The sequence below is a fragment of the Kutzneria sp. NPDC052558 genome (assembly GCF_044547355.1).
Taxonomy (GTDB): domain Bacteria; phylum Actinomycetota; class Actinomycetes; order Mycobacteriales; family Pseudonocardiaceae; genus Kutzneria.
Window position 1 is genome coordinate 566,617 of record NZ_JBIUAG010000002.1, and the last position, 18,058, is coordinate 584,674.

The following is an 18,058-nucleotide window of genomic DNA, read 5'->3' on the forward strand; positions in this document are numbered from 1 at the left end:
GACGCATGCGCTCGGGGACCGCATGAGCAGGCTGCCACCCTGCTTCCGCTGGTACTGGTTCAGCCAGACCGCCAGCTTCGTGGGGGACCGCCTCACCGGCTTCACCGCACCCAGCATCGCCATCCTGGTCCTGCACGCCTCCAGCGCCGAGGTGGGCGTGCTGTCGGCCACCGGCTGGCTGGCCTACCCCGCCTTCGGCATGCTGGCCGGCGGCCTGCTGGCCCACGTCCGCAAGCGCCCGGTGCTGGTGGCCGGCGAGCTCACCCGGCTGGCCGCCTTCGTGATCGTGGGTGTGCTGGCGATGCTCGGCCACATCAGCGTGGCCGGCCTGATCGTCGCCGTCGCGATCGCCGGCGTGGCCACGGTGTTCGGCGACGTGGCCAGCCAGACCTACCTGCCGACGCTGGTCGAGTCCCGCTCGCTGTTCGCCGCCAACTCCCGGTTGCAGAGCTCCGACAGCCTGTCCAAGCTGATCGGGCCGGCGCTGGCCGGCACGGTGATCGGCCTGGTCGGCCCGCTGGCCGCGCTGGCCGTCAACGGGCTGCCGTTCGCGTTGTCGGCCTTCGGCCAGTCCCGGGTGCGCACGCTGGAGCCGGCGCCCGTGCCGCCGCGGCGCGATCCGGTGCTGGTGCGGATCCGAGACGGGCTCACCCAGGTCGGACGGACGCCGATGCTGCGTCAGATCGTGCAGGGTTCGGCCATCCGCAGTTTCGGCATCGGCATCGTGGATACCGTGTTGCTGCTGTTCGCCTACCGCGCGCTGGGACTGTCCAGTGTGGGCGGTGGCCTGCTGCTGGCCGCGGGCTCGCTGGGCGGGCTGACCGGGGCCTTCCTGGCCGCGCGGCTGGCCGCCCGGTTCGGCGTGCGGCGGATGATGCTGCTGTCCGGCCTGGAGGGGGCTTCCTGGGTGGCGCTGCCGTTGTGCCTGCTGTTCGCGCCGGTCGCGGTGCTGGTGGCGATCCGCGTGTTCTCCTCGGTGTGGCTGCCGGTGTGGGCCGTGCTGACCACGGGCCTGCGGCAGTCGCTGGCCCCGGCCGGCCACGAGAGCACGGTGCACGCCACCGCCCGCACGCTGGTCTCCTCGGCCACGCCGGCCGGTTCGCTGGTCGGCGGCGTCGCCGCCGGGCTGGCCACCAGCTGGTTCGGCGTCACGCACGGGCTGGTGCTCGTGCTCACGGCGGGCGGCCTGCTCGCCAGTTGCAGTGTGCTGGCGGTTCGCCGCGTCAGCCTCGGTCTCACCCAGCCCGAACTGGTTCCGGCCTGATTGGGGAAGAAGCTATGCATCCGTTGACAACCAGAAGGATCAACGCCAAGGAATTCGCCGACATCAAGCACACGGTGGCGATCCGCTCCCGCGCCCGGCACGCCCTGCGGGCCGACCCGGGCTACGCCGCGCCGGTGCCGCAGGAGGTCAGCCTCCAGCTCACCTACCGCTGCAACCTGCGCTGCACCCACTGCTACCAGTGGAACGAGCAGGGCTTCTTCCGCGACTTCAGCCCCCAGCGCCAGAAGACCGAACTCGACATCGAGATCGTCGACAACGTGCTGCGCACCACCGCGGCCACCCGCTCCAAGCTCTTCCTCTGGGGCGGCGAACCCTTGATGCACACCAAGTTCGGCCAGGTCGCCGAGCTCCTCGAGCGCTACCCCCGCACGGTCAACATGTGCACCAACGGACTGCTGTTCAAACGCAAACTCGACGACCTGCTCCGCATCGGCGAGAACCTCAACCTCCTGGTCAGCCTCGACGGCCTCGGCGAAGACCACGAAGCCCTGCGCGGCAAGGGCACCTTCACACGCACCATGGACAACATCCAGATGATGCTCGACCTCAAACGCGAAGGCCGCTTCCACGGCGAGCTCTCCCTGTCCTGCATGGTCTCCCACGTCACCGCAGGCAAGATGTACGAGTTCATGGAATGGGCCGAACAACTCGGCGTCAACACCGTCTACTTCCAGTTCCCCTGGTACATCAGCCCCGAAGTCGCCAGCCAGATGGACGCCGTCTACGAACAGTCCTTCGCCTGGCTCAAACCCGACACCGGCACCAAACAACCCACCTGGCACTCCTACACCTACCAACTCCCCGAGGAACAACTCCCGGTCCTGCGCGAGTCCATGGCCCGCCTGGCCTCCCGCGCCTGGAGCGTGCGGGTGCGGTACCAGCCGCAACTGGAAGCCGACGAGGTCGAGGACTTCATCCGCGGCACCTCCCGCCCCGCCCAGAACCGCTCCAAATGCCTGGCGGTGTCCAACCGCATGGAGGTCCACGCCGACGGCAACGTCAGCTCCTGCAAGTTCTTCCCCGAGTTCGTGGTCGGCAACCTCTACGACACCGAGATGACCGAGCTGTGGCAGAGCGAAGCCTTCCGCAAGGTCCGCTCCATCCTCTCGGCCAACGGCATGATGCCGGTCTGCTCCAAGTGCATTCTCCTTTACCTGAACGGGGTGTGAGCGTGATGGACGAGGTCGAGGACAAGGTGCGCGGTGTCCTGGTGGAGGTGCTGGCCAACGGGATGAGCATCGAGGAGGTGGGCCGGGACGCCGATCTGGTCGAGGAGTACGGCCTGGACTCGCTCCAGATGATCTCCTTCCTGCTCGGCATCGAGGACACCTTCGACCTGGAGCTGGACTACGAGAACCTGGAGCTGGACCACCTCCGCTCGGTGGCACAGTTCGCCTCCTACGTGCGACAGCTGGCTCCGGCGGCGTGAGCGCGGTCGTCCTGGGGACCTTCGACGCGGAACGCTGGTGGCGGCCGGAGGATCTGGCCACCCTGCCGGCGGTCGGCTCCACCGAGGGGGTGGCCGATTCGATGGACGAGTTGCTGGCCGGCTTCTGCGCGCCCGGGGACCTGCTGGTCACCCGGCGTCCGGTCGCGCCGGCGGTCGCCGAGGGGTTGGCCGCCTGTGGGATCACGTTCACGGGGCACTCCCTCGATGCCGACGGAACCGTGGAAAGCGCTATCCTGGCCGACCCCTCGACCCAGGCTCTGCTGCGCGACCACGACGAACTCCGCCCGTACGCGGTGCTTCCGGACACCGTCCGTCTCGATTGGACGGACGGTGTGCCAGCTCTCGACGCGGTCGTGGCGGTGAACTCCAAGACATGGTCCAACGAACTGGCCGTGGCCCTGGGCCTGCCCGGCACCGCAACGGTGGTCCGGTCGGTCGAGGAGCTGACCGCCGCGGTGGACGGGACCGTGGTGGTCAAGGACCCGTTCGGCGTGTCCGGGCGGTCGATGCTGGAGGTCGCCACGCCCGGCGTCCTGCGGGCCGTCACCCGCACGCTGGCCAAGCAGGACAAGCGAATCGAGCTGGTGGTGCAGCCCAAGATGGACAAGCGGCTGGACTTCTCCGGGCACCTGGAGGTGTTCCGGGACGGCCGCTGGGAGTTCCTGGGCGTGCAGGGCATGAACAACCGGGGTTTCCGCCACATCGGCTCCGCGCCGGCCTCGGCCGAACTGCTGGGCCTGGTCGAGCGCAGCGGCTACGTCGAGGTGCTGGGCTCGGTGGCCAAGGCGGTGTCGGCGGCCGGCTACTGGGGCCCGGTGGGCGTGGATTCCATGGTGCTGGCCGACGGGACCGTCGTGCCGATCCTGGAGATCAACGCCCGCCGGTCGCTGGGCCTGCTGTCGCTGCGGCTGGAGCAGCGGCTGCCCGGGTTCCGGCTGTGGCAGCTGGAGCTGCGCGTGCCCGACGGCCAGGGCGTCGAGGACGTGATTGGCGCGGTGCAAGGGCTGGATGTGGTGGTGTTGAGCGGCAGCGGGCTGGCCGCGCCGGGCGGACGGGTGTACTTGGGGTTGGTGTGCCCGTCCGCCGAGGTCGGCCGGTTGCAGGACGCGGTGGTGGCCGCGCTGGCCGCCGCCGGGCTGACGCCGAAGGGAGTCGTGGATGCCGCTTGACATCGGGCTGGTCGGCGCCACCGGGATCGCGGAGAAGGCGGTGCTGCGGCCCAGCGCCGCCTTCGACGACGTGACCGTGCGGGCGGTGGCGGCGAGCGATCCGGTGCGGGCCAAGGAGTTCGCGCTGCGCAACGGGATCGACCGGGTGCACGGCTCGTACGCCGAGCTGGTGGCCGATCCCGGGATCAACACCGTCTACGTGTCGCTGCACAACTCCGCACACCGGGAGTGGGTGGTCGCCGCCGCCGAGGCCGGCAAGCACGTGATCGTGGAGAAGCCGCTGTGCCTGTCGGCGGCGGAGTGCGCGGAGATCTCCGCCGCCGCGGTCGGCGTGCGGGTGATCGAGGCGGTGCCGACGATCGGCCATCCCTGGGCGGCGGCGGTCCGGGAGATGATCGTCGACGGCCGCTACGGGCCGCTGACCGCGATGCACACCGAGATCCGCTTCGGCGTGCCGGCGGCGGGCAGCTACCGGGAGCGGCCGGAGCTGGGCGGCGGGATCTTCCTGGACAGCGCCAGCTACTGGCTGCAAGCCGTGCAGGCGACGGTCGGGCTCGACGGGGCCGTCGGGTCCGGCCGGTCCGCCTTCGACGGGCCCAACGGCGTGGACCGGTCCTTCGACGCCACGCTGACCTGGCCGAACATGATCGCCGAGCTGCACTGCGAGGTCGGCGACAAGCACATGGCCAACCACGAGTTCGTCTTCGCCGAGGCCTCGGTGCGCATCCGCAACTTCCTGCTGCCGGCGGCCGGCACGCTGCCGCTGAACCTGGTCATCCGGCGGGCCAACGGGACCAAGACCGTGGAAGCGTTCCCAGCGGTGGGCTACTACGACCTCCAGCTGGCCCGTGCCCGTGCCATTGTGACCGGTGGCGGCGGCGAACTCGCCGACGCCGTCGACCGCATCACGCTGATGGCCGCCATCCATCGGCAGGCCAGGGAGTCCTCATGACCAGCATCAACAGCTACCAGCGGCACGTCGACGACGGGCAACTGGCCGGTGTGCTCGCGGCGGCGGGCATCGAGCCGACCCGGCTGGCCGGCCGGGTGCAGTTGAGCGAGGCCAGCTACAACACGGCCTACCGACTCAAGCTCACCGACGGCTCCGGACTGGTGCTGAAGATCGCCCCGGACCCGTCGATGCCCGGCCTGTCCTACGAGCGCGACCTGATGCGGACCGAGACCCTGTTCTACCGCACGGCGACCGCGCTGCCGGTGCCCGAAGTGGTGCACGCCGACTTCTCACGATCGGTGCTGGACACCGACTTCCTGCTGATGACCGAGCTGCCCGGCGGCAACTGGTACGGCCTGCGGGAGTCGGTCGCCGACGACGACCGCGTGCGGCTGCGGCGGGATCTCGGCGGTCTGGTCGCCGGCCTGCACCGGATCACCGGCGACGTTTTCGGCTACCCGCAAGGGGAAACCTCGACCAGCTGGCGCACGGCCTTCCTCGGCATGCTGGACGCGCTGCTGGCCGACGCGCTGCGCTGGGAGACGCCGCTGCCGCGCTCGGTGACCCAGATCCGCCAGCTGATCGGCGCGAACGCCTACGTGCTCGACGACGTCAGCACGCCGTCGCTGGTGCACTTCGACCTGTGGCCCGGCAACATCCTGTTGCAGGACGGGCAGATCACCGGCATCGTCGACGGCGAGCGGGCCTTCTGGGGCGACCCGCTGGCCGAGATGGTGTCGCTGGCCCTGTTCGGCGACATCGCCGACGACGCCGCGTTCCTGGAGGGTTACGGCGGCATCGAGTTCGACGACTCGGCGCGGCGGCGGATCGCGCTGTACCAGAGCTACCTGTACCTGATCATGCTCATCGAGGGCGATCCGCGCGGCTACTCGGGGCCCGACCGGGAGGGCCTGGTCAAGATCACCTCGTTGTGCCTGCGCAAGGCGCTGGGGGTGTTGCAGTGATCGAGATCCTGACCTCCGGCGTGGCGCTTGGCGTGCACGTGCCCGGCCTGCTGCTGGCCGACCGGCTGCGGGAACGGGGTGTGCCGGTCGGCGTGAGCGTGCTGGAACGCCTGCTGCCGGCCAGCAAGCTGGCCACCACGGCCACCATGAAGTTCGCCTTCCACCGGAACTTCCGCGTCGCGCTGGCCGGGCAGCGGGTAGCCGGCTCACCGGCCGACTCGGTGGACCCGGCCGCGGTGGAGGCGCTGTTCGCCGACTGGCGGGCCCGCGGCGTCGACCGGGTCGTGGTGTTCTCCGGCTTCTGGCTGCCCATTCTCGCCGGCTACGACTGCGAGATCGACGTGTGCCACGTGGATTCCGTGGAGTCGCCGTCCTTCACCAAGACAGTCACGGATCTCAGCGTTCGCCACGTGCGGCTGGCCGACGCCGAGGCCGGCACGATCCCGTGCAGCATCCCGGTCAGCGGCGAACCGCCGGTGCCGTGGGCCGATCGCGAGCAGCGGGTGTTCCTGCACGGCGGCGGCTGGGGCATGGGCACCTACCGCGAGCGGGTCGGCGAGCTGCTGGAACACGGGCTGCGGCTGGACGTCATCGCCTACGAGGGCCGGGACGTGACGGCCGAGGGCGTGCGCTACTTCATGGTCGACCCGGAGTGGCATCCCTGGCTGGACAACGGATATCCGCCGTTCGGCGAAGTCGGCGCCCCGTTCGCCCGCGGCGTCGGCCACCACGGCTCGTTCGACCTGACCCGGGCCGCGATGGCCACGGTCAGCAAGCCGGGCGGCGGCACCCTGCTGGACTCGCTCTGGTCGGCCACCCCGGCCGTGTTGCTCGAACCCTTTGGCGCGCATGAACAACGCAACGCCGACCTGTGGTGCGCGCTGGGTTTCGGCATCCCGTTCGACACCTGGCGCGAGTCCGGCTTCGACCCGGAGTTGTTGCGGCCCTTGCACGAGGCGCTGCTGAAGGCCGAGGTTCCCAACTACGCCGAGGAGTTGGCCCGCCGATGACGACCGTGCAGACCACCTGGCCGCTGTCCATCTGGCAGCGCCAGTGCATGACCGACGAGCAGGTGCGGCCGGGGGTGTTCACCGATCCGCACTTCACCATCAACGCGGTCGTCGAGCTCGACCTGCCGCTGGATCTCGTTGTGCTGCAACGGGCCCTGGACGAGCTGCTGGGCCGGCACGAGCTGCTGCGCACCCGGTTCACCGAGGACGCCCAGGTGGTCTCCCCTCAGGTCGACGGTGTCATCGAGCAGGTCGATGAGGTCGCCCTGCACTTCCCGGTGCCGGCCGACGCCCCGTCGCCGCTGGTCCTCACCGTGGCCGGGAACATGCTTTCCCTGCACCTGCACCACCTTGCCTGCGATCCGCCCACGGTCTGGGCCGCCCTGACCGAGCTCGCCGCCCTCTACACCGCCGAGCTCGGCGGCCCGGCCGTGCCGCCGCCGTCGGCCCAGTTCGGCGAGTACGTGGCGCACGAGCTGGAACAGGAGCGGCTCGGCGTGGACGCGGCCCGGGCCTGGTGGGAGAGTTCCCTGGGCGGCAAGCGTTTCGCCCGCGTGCGCCCGGACGCCGGTGCGAACGGGTTCGAGTACCGGGACGAACTGCTGTCCGCCGACGACTACGCTTCGTTGGAACGCTTGGCCCGCAACCACCGTGGCGCCACCTTCACCACCATGTTCGCCGCCCTGGCCTGCGCCATGGGGCCGCGCATGGACAGCGGCGACCTCATCTTCTCCACCGTGTTCCGCAAGCGCGACCGTCCACAGTGGCAACGAATGCTCGGCCCCTGCTTCGCCCCCACCTTCGTGGCCATCCCCGAGCCGCCGGCCCACCTCACCGCCGACTACTCCCGCGCGGTTCGCGACGTGCTGCTGAAGTCCCAGCGGCACAACCGGTTCGACCTCATCGAGCTGCGTGGCCTCAGCCCCGACATGGCCGAGGCCACCACGCTGCGCACCTTCTTCGAGCTCATCCCGGCCGAACGCCCGGTCGGCCTGGCCTTCGGGCCGGCGACCGGCCGCGTGGTCAACGCCGCCGGGCCGATCATGCAGATGAAGACCCGGATGAGCGTGCGGGCCCGCAACACCGAGGACGGCTCCGTCGTCGGGCACGTCAGCGGCGGCCCCGACGGCTGGCAGGAGTCGACCGCCCGCCAGATCTGGCGTGACGTGGGCGAAATCGTCAGGCGTGGATGAACGGCGTCGTGGTGGCCAGCTGCACGAAGCCGAGCCGTCGCAGGATCGGGCTGCTGTCGTCGGAGGCGTCGACCTGGAGGTAGCGGAATCCCCGCGCCGCGGCCAGCCGTGCCCGGTGCGCCACCAGGGCCTTGAACAGTCCTCGTCCGCGCCAGGACGGCAGCGTGCCGCCGCCCCACAGGCTGGCGAACTCCGTGCCACGGTTGAACTCCACCCGCGCCGCCGACACCGGCTGCCCGTCGGCCAGCACCACGAAGCCGAGCTGGTTGTCGGGGTCGGCCAGCAGCCGCCAGGCTACCTTCGAGTAGTCGCCGTCGAAAACCTCGTTGTGCACCTGGACGAACAGCTCGGCGGTGGCCACATCGGTCACCGGGACGATCTCCGTTCCGGCCGGCAGCGGCGCGTCGGTCGGCAGCTCGTCGATCACCGCCACCAGCAGCGCCTCGGCCGGCTCGGCGACAAAACCGGCCCGGCGCAAGCGATCCTGGAGATCGGCCGGCTTGTCGTAGGAGTAGTGCTTCCACTCCCATGGCAGCCCCAGCTCGGTGAACGTCCGGACGTGCTCGGCGATCGCCGCGTCCGCCGTCGACTCGTCCAGGTCGGTGCTGACCACCCCGGCCCAGTCGTCCTCGATCAGCACGTCTCCGTGCGCGCGGCGGATCTGGCGGTCGAACTCCCCCAGCACAAATTCTCGGTCCACCGCCGTAGTATGCCGCCACGGCCGACCTGAAGCCCCCCGCGTTTCGCCCCGGCGACCGCACCGGCCGCTGACCGAACGTCATGAAGGGGCCCTTCCTGGCGTTGAACGAGAGGATCGGTCCCTTGATCTTGGGGTGGAGGGACGGCGTCAGTCCTTGGGGCGCTCGTCGATGACCCGCTTGAGCTTGCCGACCGAGCGCTCCAGCGTCTCCGGGTCCACGATCTCGACCCCGACCGTCACGCCGACGCCGTCCTTGACCCGGCCGACGATCTCGGCGGCCGCGGTGACCCGCAGCTCGGCGGCGGCGTCCGGGCGGGCCTCCACGACCACGGTCAGGTGGTCCATCCGCTCACGGCGGCTCAGCCGCAGCTGGAAGTGCGGGGACAGGCCCTCGGTGCCGAGCACGATCTCCTCGATCTGGGTGGGGAACACGTTCACCCCGCGCAGGATGATCATGTCGTCGCTGCGGCCGGTGACCTTGTCCATGCGCCGGAACGCCGGCCGGGCCGTGCCGGGGCGCAGCGCGGTCAGGTCCCGGGTGCGGTAGCGGATGATCGGCAGGGCCTGCTTGGTCAGCGAGGTGAACAGCAGCTCGCCGGTCTCGCCGTCGGGCAGCACGGCGCCGTAGACGGGGTCGATCACCTCGGGCAGGAAGTGGTCCTCCCAGATGTGCAGGCCGTCCTTGGTCTCCACGCACTCCTGGGCCACGCCCGGGCCCATCACCTCGGACAGGCCGTAGATGTCCACCGCGTGCAGGCCGGCCCGTTGCTCGATCTCGGTCCGCATCTTCTCGGTCCACGGCTCGGCGCCGAAGATGCCGACCCGCAGCGAGCTGCTGGCCGGGTCGATGCCCTGCCGCTCGAACTCGTCGAGCAGGGTCAGCATGTACGTCGGCGTGACCATGATGATCTCGGGCCGGAAGTCGGTGATGATCTGCACCTGGCGCGCGGTCATGCCGCCGGAGGCGGGAATGGCCGTGCAGCCCAGCTTCTCCACGCCGTAGTGCGCGCCGAGGCCGCCGGTGAACAGGCCGTAGCCGTAGGCCACGTGCACCTTGTGGCCGGGGCGGCCGCCGGCGGCGAAGATCGAGCGGGCCATCACCGTGGCCCAGGTGTCGATGTCCTCGGCCGTGTAGCCGACCACCGTCGGCTTGCCGGTGGTGCCGCTGGAGGCGTGGATGCGCCGGACCTGCTCCTGCGGCACCGCGAACATGCCGAACGGGTAGTTGTCGCGCAGGTCGTGCTTGGTCGTGACCGGGAAGTCAGCCAAATCGGCCAGCTCCCGGCAGTCCTGCGGCCGCACCCCGGCCTCGTCGAACTTCTTGCGGTAGAAGGGCACGTTCTCGTAGGCGTGCCTGAGTGTCCACTGTAGACGCTCGAGCTGGAGCGCCCGCAGCTCGTCGACGGACAGCCGCTCGGCGGCCGTCAGCTCCTCGGCGGCCGGCGCCGCGCCCCATCCTGCGGTCATCGTCGACTCCATGGTTAACCGACCGAACGGACGGTTAAGAATGTGCCGTGGAGCCGGCCTTGTCAAGGATGCGGCGCACGGCCGCCGGCTGTCCTAAACTGGGTGTGAGGGGGTGGCCACAGGGCGAGAGGAAGCAATGCCGCGAGCAACGATTCGCGACGTCGCACGGGCGGCGGGCGTGTCGGTCTCCACGGTGTCCAGGGTGTTCACCCGACCCGAGCTGTTCCGCGACGAGACCCGGCTGAAGGTGCACGCCGCCGCCGAGCAGCTGAACTACTCCCCCAACCGGAACGCGGCCTCGCTGACCACCGGCCGGACCGCCAACATCGGGCTGGTCGTGCCCAACCTGGCCAATCCGCTGTTCCCCGAGATGATCAAGGCCGCCCAGCACGGCGCCCGGGAGCACGGGCTGGCCGCGCTGCTGGCCGACAGCGACGACAGCGCCGCTGACGAGGAGAAACTCGTGCACGCCCTGGCCAAGGACGTGGACGGGCTGATCCTGTTCTCCTCACTGCTGTCCGACGAGCAGATCGCCTCAGTCGACTCGCTCCGGCCGCTCGTCTTCGTCAACCGGCACGTGCCCGGGCACCGCAGCGTGCTCGTCGACGCAACTCACGCCATGTCGCTGCTCACCCAGTACCTGGTCAACCTCGGGCACACCGCCGCCACCTACCACCCCGGGCCCGAGAACTCCCGGGTCGCCCACGAGCGGCTGTCCGCCCTGCGCAAGGCCGGCTCCGCCGCCGGCATCGAGCTCACCGTGATGCCCATGGGCCCGGCCACCTTCGAGTCCGGCAGCGAGGCCGCCGACGCGATGGTCCGCCAGCCGTTGCCGACCGCCGTGCTGTGCTTCAACGACCAGATGGCCATGGGCGTGGTCGCCCGCCTGCTCCAGCTCGGCGTGCGCATCCCCGAGCAGACCAGCGTCACCGGCTGGGGCGGCACCAAGATGGCCGCCTACTCCACCCCCGCCCTCACCACCCTGGCCGCTCCCCTGGCCGACCTGGGCTCCGCCGCTGTCGCCGAGCTCCTGCTGGCCCAGAACGACGACCCCGACACCGACCCGGCCCCGGTCACCCTGGAGGCCACCCTGCTGGCCCGCGCCACCACCGGCCGCGCCCGCGACTGAGTCCTATTCGGACAGTTGGGCCGACTTCGGCGGGGCGCCGGCGTACACCAGGCGGGCCACCAGCGGCGGCACCAGCAACAGCAGCAGGCTGTAGTAGTTGGTCGCGGGCACGATCACGACCAGCACGAAGGCGACGACCAGCGCGAGCGTGGTGCCGAAGGTGTTGAACAGCCAGCGGCGGTCGATCTCCGCGTTGTCCCGCAGCAGCGCGGGGTCGGCCCGCACGATCAGCGTCATCACCGACACGCAGGCGCTGTTGGCCAGGATCGTGCCGATGTAGAGCAGGCTGGTGAACAGGTTGATGCTGAAGCCGCCGACCATCTGGGTGGCGAACGGCATCACGATGACCGTCAGCAGCCACAGCATGTTGGTCACGGCCAGCGGGGTGTTGTAGGCGCGCACCTGCTCGAACAGCCGGTGGTGGGCGAACCACTGCCGGCCGATCACCACGAAGCTGAGCAGGAAGCTCCAGATCGTGGCCTGGTTCTCGGTGATCGCCTCGACCGGGTCGCCATGCGCGGCCACCACCTCCGGCACCACCTCGGTGAGCGGCAGGATCAGCAGGGTCAGTGCGATCGCGACGACGGCGTCGGTGAAGAACACCAGACGCTCGGGCGACTTCTCGGTCATCGGTTCCCTCGGACGGATCGGAGCGCGGGCGGGCCAGCCTAACCGGCCGCGGAGGATACCGCGCGAACCCGTGTCCATTCGGGATAGGACGACGTCCCCTCGGGGGCAGGCGTCACTGCCCGTCCGACTCGAACCGGCCCGCCGCCATTGTCGCCAGCTCGGTGCGATTGCCTATGCCCAGCTTGGCGAAGATGTGCGACAGGTGGGTCTTCACCGTGCCCCGGCTCATGAACAGCTCGGCCGCGATCTCGGGATTGTTCAGGCCCGCCGCCGCCAGCTTGGCCACCCCGAGCTCGGTCGGCGTGAGGCTGGCCCAGCCCGCGTTCGGCCGGGAACGGGGACCGCGGGTGCGGCGGACGTACTCGATGGCCGCGTCCAGGGACATCGCCGTGTGGTCGAGGCCGGTGAGGCCGGCGATGGCCTCGACGCTGTCGACGCAGCCGAGGCGTAGACCGTGCTCGACCCGGATGGCGAGCGCGCGGTGGTGCAGGTCGAGATCGCTGCGAAGGCGGCCTTGCTGGTCGTAGGCGTCAGCGAGGACGCGAGGCATGCGGAGCTCGCCGGCCATCGCGACGGCCCGGTCGAGCAGCGCGGCGGCCTCCTCGCGGCGGTCCAGGCCGATGAGGGCCGCAGCGAGGGGCGGGATTGATTGCACGGCGATGCAGGTGACGTGCAGAGCCGGCGCGGCGGCTTGGCGTAGCCAGTGCTCGGCCTCGTCGAACTCGGCGCGGGCGAGGTAGAGGCTGCCCAGCGCGGGGGCCAGGCCGGGCACGACGACCGGCATCTCGGCGTTGTGCACGAGCTTGAGGACCGGCTCCAGCACCCGCAGGCCGGCTTCGGTGTCGCCGGCGGCGGCGTGCACGAGGGCCAGGACGCTGCGCGTGGTGCCGACCCGGTTGAAGTCCGCGAGCGGCGCGGCGATCTCGACCGCTTCCCCGGCCAGCTCGCGCGCCAGGCCGATGTCGCCCGTCACCAGGGCACTGACCGCCCGGAACCCCAGCGCCGTCGCCGCGACCCCGCGGTCGCCCCGACGCAACAGCTCCGCCGACGCGGTGGCCAACAGCGGCACCGCCTGCTCGTGATCGTCCCGCAGGTGCAGCACAATTCCTTGCAGCGCAAGGGAAGCATCGCGTACGAACTCGTCCCCCGAGATCTCGGCCGAGCGCAGCGCCGTCATCCCCTGCCGCCACGCGCCGTCCAGATCGGCGAACAGCCGGCTCACCGCTTGAAGCACCAGCGGCAGGCCCCGATCCCGCTCCTCCGCCGCCAGTTCCAGCGCCCGCTCCAACGCTTCCGCGCCCACCTCCACCGGACCCGCCACATCCGCGACGAGCGCGATCCCCGTGAACAGCCTGGCCTGCAACGGCGAACTGTCCTCCGGCGCCCGGTCGATCGCCCGACGCAGGAAGTCGATTCCCTCATGCCCCGGGCCGTGCAGATGCCACAACCACGCCAACCCCGCCGCCAGCCGCCGCCCCTTACCCGGGTCCTCCGCCGCCAGGCCGTGCTCCAGCGCCGCCCGCAGATTCCCGTGCTCCGTCTGCATCCGGACCCGCCAGACATCTTTGTCCGGCGGTCCGTCCGCACGCCGCGGGTTGTTGTCCGGGCCCTCGGCATAGGCCAGGAAGTGGTCCAGATGCCGGTCCCTTGCCTGGTGCTCCTCGCCGGCCTCGCGGAGGCGGGCGGCGGCGTAGTCGCGGATGGTCTCCAGGAGTCGGTAGCGGCCGTCCTCCGCGACGACGAGGGACTTGTCCACCAGGGCGGCCAGCGGGCCCAGGACATCCCCGTCGCAGACGGCGCGGGCGGCGGGGAGCGTGAAGCCGCCGTGGAACACCGCGAGGCGGCGGAAGACCGTCCGCTCGGTGTCGTCGAGCAGGTCATGGCTCCACCGCACCGAGGCCGCAAGCGTTTGCTGTCGGACGGACACGCCGCGTGGACCCCGCGTGAGCAGGGAAAACCGGTCGTCGAGGCCCGCTTCGATCTGCTGCGGGGTGAGGGTCCGCAGCCAGGCCGCCGCCAACTCCAGGGCCAGCGGCATGCCGTCCAGGCGCTCGCACATCGAGGTCACCGCCTCGCGGCCGGCGTCGTCCAGCTCGAACCCCGGCACCACCTGCCGCGCCCGCTCCACGAACAGAGCCAGTGCCTCGTCGGTGACAATCGGCGGCACCCGCCACACCACCTCGCCCGGCAGGCCCAGCGGCTCGCGGCTGGTCACCAGCACCGTCACCTCCGGGCACGTGCGCAGCAGCTCCCCCGCCAGGTCCGCCACCCCGCCCAGCACCTGCTCGCAGTTGTCCAGGCACAGCAGCAGCCGACTCCCCCGCAACTGCGGCGCCAACTGTCCCGAGCCGGACAGCAGCCGGCCGGCCTGCGGCTGAGCGCCCGCCCCCACCGGCGTTTGCCGATCCCGGCCCACCACCGCCCCGGCACCCTCCGACCCCGCGTTGACCAGCGCCCTCGCGGCCTCCGGCGCGACGTTGACCAGCGCGCCGACTGTCTCCGTCACCGCGTGCACGACCAGCGCGGGGTCGGTGATCTCGGCCAGTTCGACCCACCACGCGCCCTGCGGCCAGTACTCGGAGTGGTTGGCGGCGAGCTGCGCGGCGAGGCGGGTCTTGCCGCTGCCGCCGGGGCCGGCCAGGGTGACCAGCCGCTCGCCCAGCAGGAGGGTGCGCAGCGCCGCGAGCTCGGCGTGCCGGCCGACGAAGGTGGTGAACTGCACCGGCAGGTTGTTCGGCACCCGGTCCAGCGACCGCGGCGGCCGGTCGTCGCCGATGGCGTACAGGCGGATCGGGGACATGAGGTCCCGCAGGCGGTGCACGCCCAGGTCGTGCGGCGGCACGGGCAGCTCGGCGGCCGTGGTGGCCGACAGCAGCGTCTGGCCGCCGTTGGCGATCTCGCACAGATGCCGCGCTCGGCGGGCCGTCGGCTCGCTGTCCTCCCCGGTGTGCAGGGCGATCCGCAAACGCTTGGCGTGTGGGTCGTCGGCGAAGGCCCGCCGCAGGTTCTCCGCCGCCGCGACCGCCTCCTCGACCGAAACGAAGGCGGCCTTCGTGGCGTCCAGCAGCCCGTCCAGGCGCTGCCGCGACTGTCTCGTTGGATCGTTCGGCCCGGCCGCGCCCAGCGGGTCGAGACCGGCGGCCAGGTGCGTCACGGACATGCCTGGGCATCCTGCCAGGCGCCGCCGCCCCCGCCACCGCGATCGCTCACACCGGCCCGTCGCGCCGGCCACCACCACCGCCGTCGACCACCGCAAGAGCCCCCACCCCGGGCCACCGAGTCAGCCACCTCGGCCCGGCATCTCGGCCACGTGGCAGATCTATCGGCCACCCGGTGCGGCGAAGCTTTGACCAGCAACGGAACACGAACCCAAGGAGCACGAGATGTCCCAGGTCATCGCCAACATGTCCATGTCGCTCGACGGCTTCGTCGCCGACCCGAACGACGGCATCGAGCAGGTCTTCGGCTGGTACGGCAGCGGTGACGTGGCCGTGCCGACCGCGGTCGAGTGGGCCACCTTCCGCACCTCCGAGGCCAGCGCCGGGGTGCTGCGGCACGGGCTGGCGACCATCGGCGCGCTGATCGGCGGCCGGCGGCTGTTCGACCTGACCAGCGGCTGGAACGGCATGCACCCGATGGGCGTGCCGGTGTTCATCGTGACCCACTCCGTGCCGTCCGAGTGGCCCCACCCCGAGGCCCCGTTCACCTTCGTCACGGACGGCATCGAGAGCGCCGTCGCCCAGGCCAAGGCGGCGGCCGGCGGCAAGGATGTGGCGGTGGCCAGCCCGACGATCGTCCGCCAGTGCCTCGACGCCGGCCTGCTCGACGCCGTGCAGGTCGACCTGGTGCCGGTCCTGCTGGGCAAGGGCATCCCGTTCTTCGGCGAGCTGGCCACCGGCCCGGTCCAGCTGGACGGCCCGACGGTGGTGGAGGGCCAGGGCGTCACCCACCTCACCTACCGCGTCCGCCGCTGACCGCCCCACCCCCACCCACGTCGCCACCCAATCCCGACTTTCCGCCACATGTGGACCACATTCGACTTTGTGAGTCGAATGTGGTCCACATGTGGCAAAAGCGGATGGGTGGGGGTGGCCGGGGTGGGCTGCCCCGGGCTTGCATTCGGTCTGTTGCTGAGCGCGGGGGTCAGGGGCAGTAGGCCTTGTTGGTGAGGGATTGCAGGGCGGTGGCGGCGGTGGCGTTGTAGTTCAGGGGCGTTGCGTAGATCTCGAGGCGGTGGGCGCCGTCGAGGGTGCTGGTGAGGTCGGCGGTGAAACCCTGGATGTAGCCGCCGTGGCCCCAGTTGGTGAGGCCGCAGGAGGTGGTGGTGGCGTTGAGCCCGAGGCCGTAGTTGTTGGTGAACGGCAGGGCATGGGTCATCTCGGTCAGCTGGGCGGGCTTGAGCAGGCGGCCGTCGAACAGGGCGGTGATGAACGTGTCGAGGTCGGCGGGGGTGGAGACGAGGGCCCCGGAGGCGCCGGCGATGGTGGAGTTGAGCTCGGTGACGTCGACGGGACGGCCGTCGACGACCAGGTAGCTGTGCGCGTGCGGACCGCCGCCGAGCCAGGGGTAGTCGCCGGGCGCGAAGGTGTCGTGCAGGCCGAGGGGTTGGAAGATGCGGCGAGACTCCTCGACGCCCCAACTGTGCCCGGTGACGGTGCAATCCCGACTGACGGCCGCTGACACAGGAGAGTGCGAGGCCCCGCCGGTGCTTCGCACGGTTGCTGGATTTCGGCCGCCGCCACCCGACGCAACCACCCGCCCGAGCCGGATGCGGCGGGCTAAATCCAGCAAGGGCGAGGCGCCGGCTACCCGGGGGCCGAGCCCCGCGCGGAACGCGCGGCATGAGCACAGCCGTCCGGCAGCACGCCGGGCAGGTACCGGTCGACGGGGGCGTCGAGGTCGACCTCGCCCTCGCCAACGAGCTGGAGCACGACGGTGGCCAGGAAGGCCTTGCTGATGCTGCCCACGCGGAACCGGCCGTCCACCGGCATCGGCGTCGACGTGCCGACCACCGCCGTCCCGGCCCGTACGGTGCGGACGCGGCCATGGTCGGTGATGCGGACCAGCACACCGGCGACGCCGTTGCGCACCGCGGTGTCGGCCAGCTGCTGGATCGGGTCGGGAGCCGGCGCGGCCAGGGCGACACCCGGCGCCAGCGCGACCAGGCCGGCGGCGATTGTCATGGTGGCTAAGAGTTTTCTCACCCGACCGAGTCTGCCGACCCGTGAGCCCGGGGCACGTCCACCCACGGATTGAGTTGTCCCCTAAGGGTTTATCGCATCACCGCCTCGGGGACGGCCAGGTCCTCGGCGGTGTAGACCGCCCGAACGGCGGCAGGGTCGTCGCGCCCGCAGGCCTCGGCGATCCGGTCCATGAGCTGGTCGAAGTCCTCGCCGGTGGCGCCCTTGAACGACTCGTCCATACGCCCCCATTCGTCCCAGGGGAGGGTCTCGACCTTCAGCACGGATGCGAGGTCCCGGATCAGGTTGGCGCGGATTTCCCCCACGCCCCAGGCGAAGTCGACGCCGTACACGCCGAACAGGGCGCCGTCGACCTCGCCGGTCCGGTACCACTGCCAGGCCTCGCCACCGGTCAAGAACTCGCCGGGGGCCAGGTCGTCGGGCCGCGGCACGAACGTGCGGCCCAGATGCTCCACGTCGACCCGCCGCCACCGGGCGCCCTCCCGGTACTCGACGACCCAGTGGTCGACGTTCTTGCCGGCGACGAAATACGTGCCGAAGCCGCACCGGGCCCGGGCCGCGATCCCCCGCTGCCGCAGCAGCGCCGTGGCCAGGGTCGCCCAGTGCCGACAGGTTCCGACCACCCGCCGGTCCGGCGGCCTCGGCACGTGCAGGGGCGCCGGGTCGATCGCGATCAGGGCATCGATCAGCCCGCTGGCCGGGCGGATGTTGCGCTCCCCCCACCGTTGCTCCGGCACACCGGCCGCCGCGGCGTCGGTGGGCTGGACGAACAGGGGCGTCACCGCCGCGCAGATGCCGACCGGGTCCTCGGGCAGGCCCGTGGTCAGCGGGACCTGCGCCGGGGACACGGCGGTGAACACACCCGGCGCGGCGTAGTCGATGTCCATGTCGCCGATGCTAGGGGCGG

Annotated in this window: 17 protein-coding genes; 10 read left to right on the forward strand and 7 right to left on the reverse strand. The window is 71.0% G+C overall.

The features are described 5' to 3' along the window. The first annotated feature begins 22 nt into the window (after positions 1-22). From ACIG5F_RS05765 to ACIG5F_RS05800, 8 genes are read left to right on the forward strand one after another with little or no spacing between them, the layout of a single operon-like run. Positions 23-1,264 (forward strand): MFS transporter, encoded by a 1,242-nt coding sequence (locus tag ACIG5F_RS05765; protein ID WP_396516226.1) that lies wholly within the window; start codon positions 23-25, stop codon positions 1,262-1,264. A 14-nt stretch (positions 1,265-1,278) separates the two neighbouring features. Next, a complete protein-coding gene (locus ACIG5F_RS05770; protein WP_396516227.1) occupies positions 1,279-2,454 on the forward strand; it encodes a radical SAM protein in 1,176 nt (391 codons plus the stop codon). 5 nt (positions 2,455-2,459) lie between these two features. Beyond that, a complete protein-coding gene (locus ACIG5F_RS05775) occupies positions 2,460-2,714 on the forward strand; it encodes an acyl carrier protein (protein ID WP_396516228.1) in 255 nt (84 codons plus the stop codon). Next, positions 2,711-3,904 (forward strand): hypothetical protein, encoded by a 1,194-nt coding sequence (locus ACIG5F_RS05780; protein ID WP_396516229.1) that lies wholly within the window; start codon positions 2,711-2,713, stop codon positions 3,902-3,904. Before ACIG5F_RS05775 ends, ACIG5F_RS05780 begins: the two co-directional genes overlap by 4 nt. Then, the gene (locus tag ACIG5F_RS05785) at positions 3,894-4,856 is read left to right on the forward strand and encodes a Gfo/Idh/MocA family protein (protein WP_396516231.1); all 963 of its coding nucleotides are present in this window, start codon (positions 3,894-3,896) and stop codon (positions 4,854-4,856) included. The genes ACIG5F_RS05780 and ACIG5F_RS05785 overlap by 11 nt, the downstream gene beginning before the upstream one ends. After that, entirely contained in the window at positions 4,853-5,821 is a 969-nt protein-coding gene (locus ACIG5F_RS05790; protein ID WP_396516232.1) for a phosphotransferase family protein, read from the forward strand. Before ACIG5F_RS05785 ends, ACIG5F_RS05790 begins: the two co-directional genes overlap by 4 nt. Then, positions 5,818-6,831, forward strand: a complete 1,014-nt coding sequence (locus tag ACIG5F_RS05795) for a hypothetical protein (protein WP_396516233.1) — start codon at positions 5,818-5,820, stop codon at positions 6,829-6,831. Before ACIG5F_RS05790 ends, ACIG5F_RS05795 begins: the two co-directional genes overlap by 4 nt. Next, positions 6,828-8,024, forward strand: coding sequence for a condensation domain-containing protein (locus ACIG5F_RS05800; protein ID WP_396516235.1), 1,197 nt, complete (start codon positions 6,828-6,830; stop codon positions 8,022-8,024). Before ACIG5F_RS05795 ends, ACIG5F_RS05800 begins: the two co-directional genes overlap by 4 nt. On the opposite strand, the gene ACIG5F_RS05805 is transcribed toward ACIG5F_RS05800, so the two are convergent. Next, on the reverse strand, positions 8,011-8,724 hold the full coding sequence (locus tag ACIG5F_RS05805) for a GNAT family N-acetyltransferase (protein WP_396516236.1): 714 nt from the start codon (positions 8,722-8,724) through the stop codon (positions 8,011-8,013). The two genes, ACIG5F_RS05800 and ACIG5F_RS05805, sit on opposite strands and share 14 nt — an antisense overlap. 147 nt (positions 8,725-8,871) lie before the next feature. Then, positions 8,872-10,191 (reverse strand): phenylacetate--CoA ligase PaaK, encoded by a 1,320-nt coding sequence (gene paaK, locus ACIG5F_RS05810; RefSeq protein ID WP_396516237.1) that lies wholly within the window; start codon positions 10,189-10,191, stop codon positions 8,872-8,874. A gap of 136 nt (positions 10,192-10,327) precedes the next feature. Here paaK and ACIG5F_RS05815 point away from each other — a divergent pair, with 136 nt between their 5' ends. Next, positions 10,328-11,320, forward strand: a complete 993-nt coding sequence (locus ACIG5F_RS05815) for a LacI family DNA-binding transcriptional regulator (protein ID WP_396516238.1) — start codon at positions 10,328-10,330, stop codon at positions 11,318-11,320. Between the two features lie 3 nt (positions 11,321-11,323). Here ACIG5F_RS05815 and ACIG5F_RS05820 read toward each other — a convergent pair whose 3' ends face one another. Both ACIG5F_RS05820 and ACIG5F_RS05825 read right to left on the reverse strand, forming a co-directional pair. Next, complete coding sequence (locus ACIG5F_RS05820) at positions 11,324-11,950, reverse strand: TMEM175 family protein (protein WP_396516239.1); 627 nt, start codon at positions 11,948-11,950, stop codon at positions 11,324-11,326. Positions 11,951-12,062: 112 nt separating this feature from the next. Beyond that, complete coding sequence (locus ACIG5F_RS05825; protein ID WP_396516240.1) at positions 12,063-15,110, reverse strand: LuxR C-terminal-related transcriptional regulator; 3,048 nt, start codon at positions 15,108-15,110, stop codon at positions 12,063-12,065. A 223-nt stretch (positions 15,111-15,333) separates the two neighbouring features. Here ACIG5F_RS05825 and ACIG5F_RS05830 point away from each other — a divergent pair, with 223 nt between their 5' ends. Beyond that, a complete protein-coding gene (locus tag ACIG5F_RS05830; protein WP_396516241.1) occupies positions 15,334-15,924 on the forward strand; it encodes a dihydrofolate reductase family protein in 591 nt (196 codons plus the stop codon). A 169-nt stretch (positions 15,925-16,093) separates the two neighbouring features. Here ACIG5F_RS05830 and ACIG5F_RS05835 read toward each other — a convergent pair whose 3' ends face one another. From ACIG5F_RS05835 to ACIG5F_RS05845, 3 genes are all read right to left on the reverse strand, one after another. Further along, positions 16,094-16,633: a serine hydrolase gene (locus ACIG5F_RS05835; protein ID WP_396516242.1), complete on the reverse strand. Its 540-nt coding sequence runs from the start codon at positions 16,631-16,633 to the stop codon at positions 16,094-16,096. 122 nt (positions 16,634-16,755) lie between these two features. Then, a complete protein-coding gene (locus tag ACIG5F_RS05840) occupies positions 16,756-17,133 on the reverse strand; it encodes a serine hydrolase (protein WP_396516243.1) in 378 nt (125 codons plus the stop codon). A gap of 89 nt (positions 17,134-17,222) precedes the next feature. Continuing rightward, a complete protein-coding gene (locus ACIG5F_RS05845) occupies positions 17,223-18,038 on the reverse strand; it encodes a transglutaminase domain-containing protein (RefSeq protein WP_396516244.1) in 816 nt (271 codons plus the stop codon). Between the last annotated feature and the right edge of the window lie 20 nt (positions 18,039-18,058).

What these genes read in the sequence shown, in the direction of transcription:
- ACIG5F_RS05765 (WP_396516226.1), top strand. Translation starts at nt 23, where the DNA reads ATGAGCAGGCTGCCACCCTGCTTCCGCTGGTACTGGTTCAGCCAGACC.
- ACIG5F_RS05770 (WP_396516227.1), top strand. Translation starts at nt 1,279, where the DNA reads ATGCATCCGTTGACAACCAGAAGGATCAACGCCAAGGAATTCGCCGAC.
- ACIG5F_RS05775 (WP_396516228.1), top strand. Translation starts at nt 2,460, where the DNA reads ATGGACGAGGTCGAGGACAAGGTGCGCGGTGTCCTGGTGGAGGTGCTG.
- ACIG5F_RS05785 (WP_396516231.1), top strand. Translation starts at nt 3,894, where the DNA reads ATGCCGCTTGACATCGGGCTGGTCGGCGCCACCGGGATCGCGGAGAAG.
- ACIG5F_RS05790 (WP_396516232.1), top strand. Translation starts at nt 4,853, where the DNA reads ATGACCAGCATCAACAGCTACCAGCGGCACGTCGACGACGGGCAACTG.
- ACIG5F_RS05800 (WP_396516235.1), top strand. Translation starts at nt 6,828, where the DNA reads ATGACGACCGTGCAGACCACCTGGCCGCTGTCCATCTGGCAGCGCCAG.
- paaK (WP_396516237.1), bottom strand. Translation starts at nt 10,191, where the DNA reads ATGACCGCAGGATGGGGCGCGGCGCCGGCCGCCGAGGAGCTGACGGCC.
- ACIG5F_RS05815 (WP_396516238.1), top strand. Translation starts at nt 10,328, where the DNA reads ATGCCGCGAGCAACGATTCGCGACGTCGCACGGGCGGCGGGCGTGTCG.
- ACIG5F_RS05820 (WP_396516239.1), bottom strand. Translation starts at nt 11,950, where the DNA reads ATGACCGAGAAGTCGCCCGAGCGTCTGGTGTTCTTCACCGACGCCGTC.
- ACIG5F_RS05825 (WP_396516240.1), bottom strand. Translation starts at nt 15,110, where the DNA reads ATGTCCGTGACGCACCTGGCCGCCGGTCTCGACCCGCTGGGCGCGGCC.
- ACIG5F_RS05830 (WP_396516241.1), top strand. Translation starts at nt 15,334, where the DNA reads ATGTCCCAGGTCATCGCCAACATGTCCATGTCGCTCGACGGCTTCGTC.
- ACIG5F_RS05840 (WP_396516243.1), bottom strand. Translation starts at nt 17,133, where the DNA reads ATGACAATCGCCGCCGGCCTGGTCGCGCTGGCGCCGGGTGTCGCCCTG.
- ACIG5F_RS05845 (WP_396516244.1), bottom strand. Translation starts at nt 18,038, where the DNA reads ATGGACATCGACTACGCCGCGCCGGGTGTGTTCACCGCCGTGTCCCCG.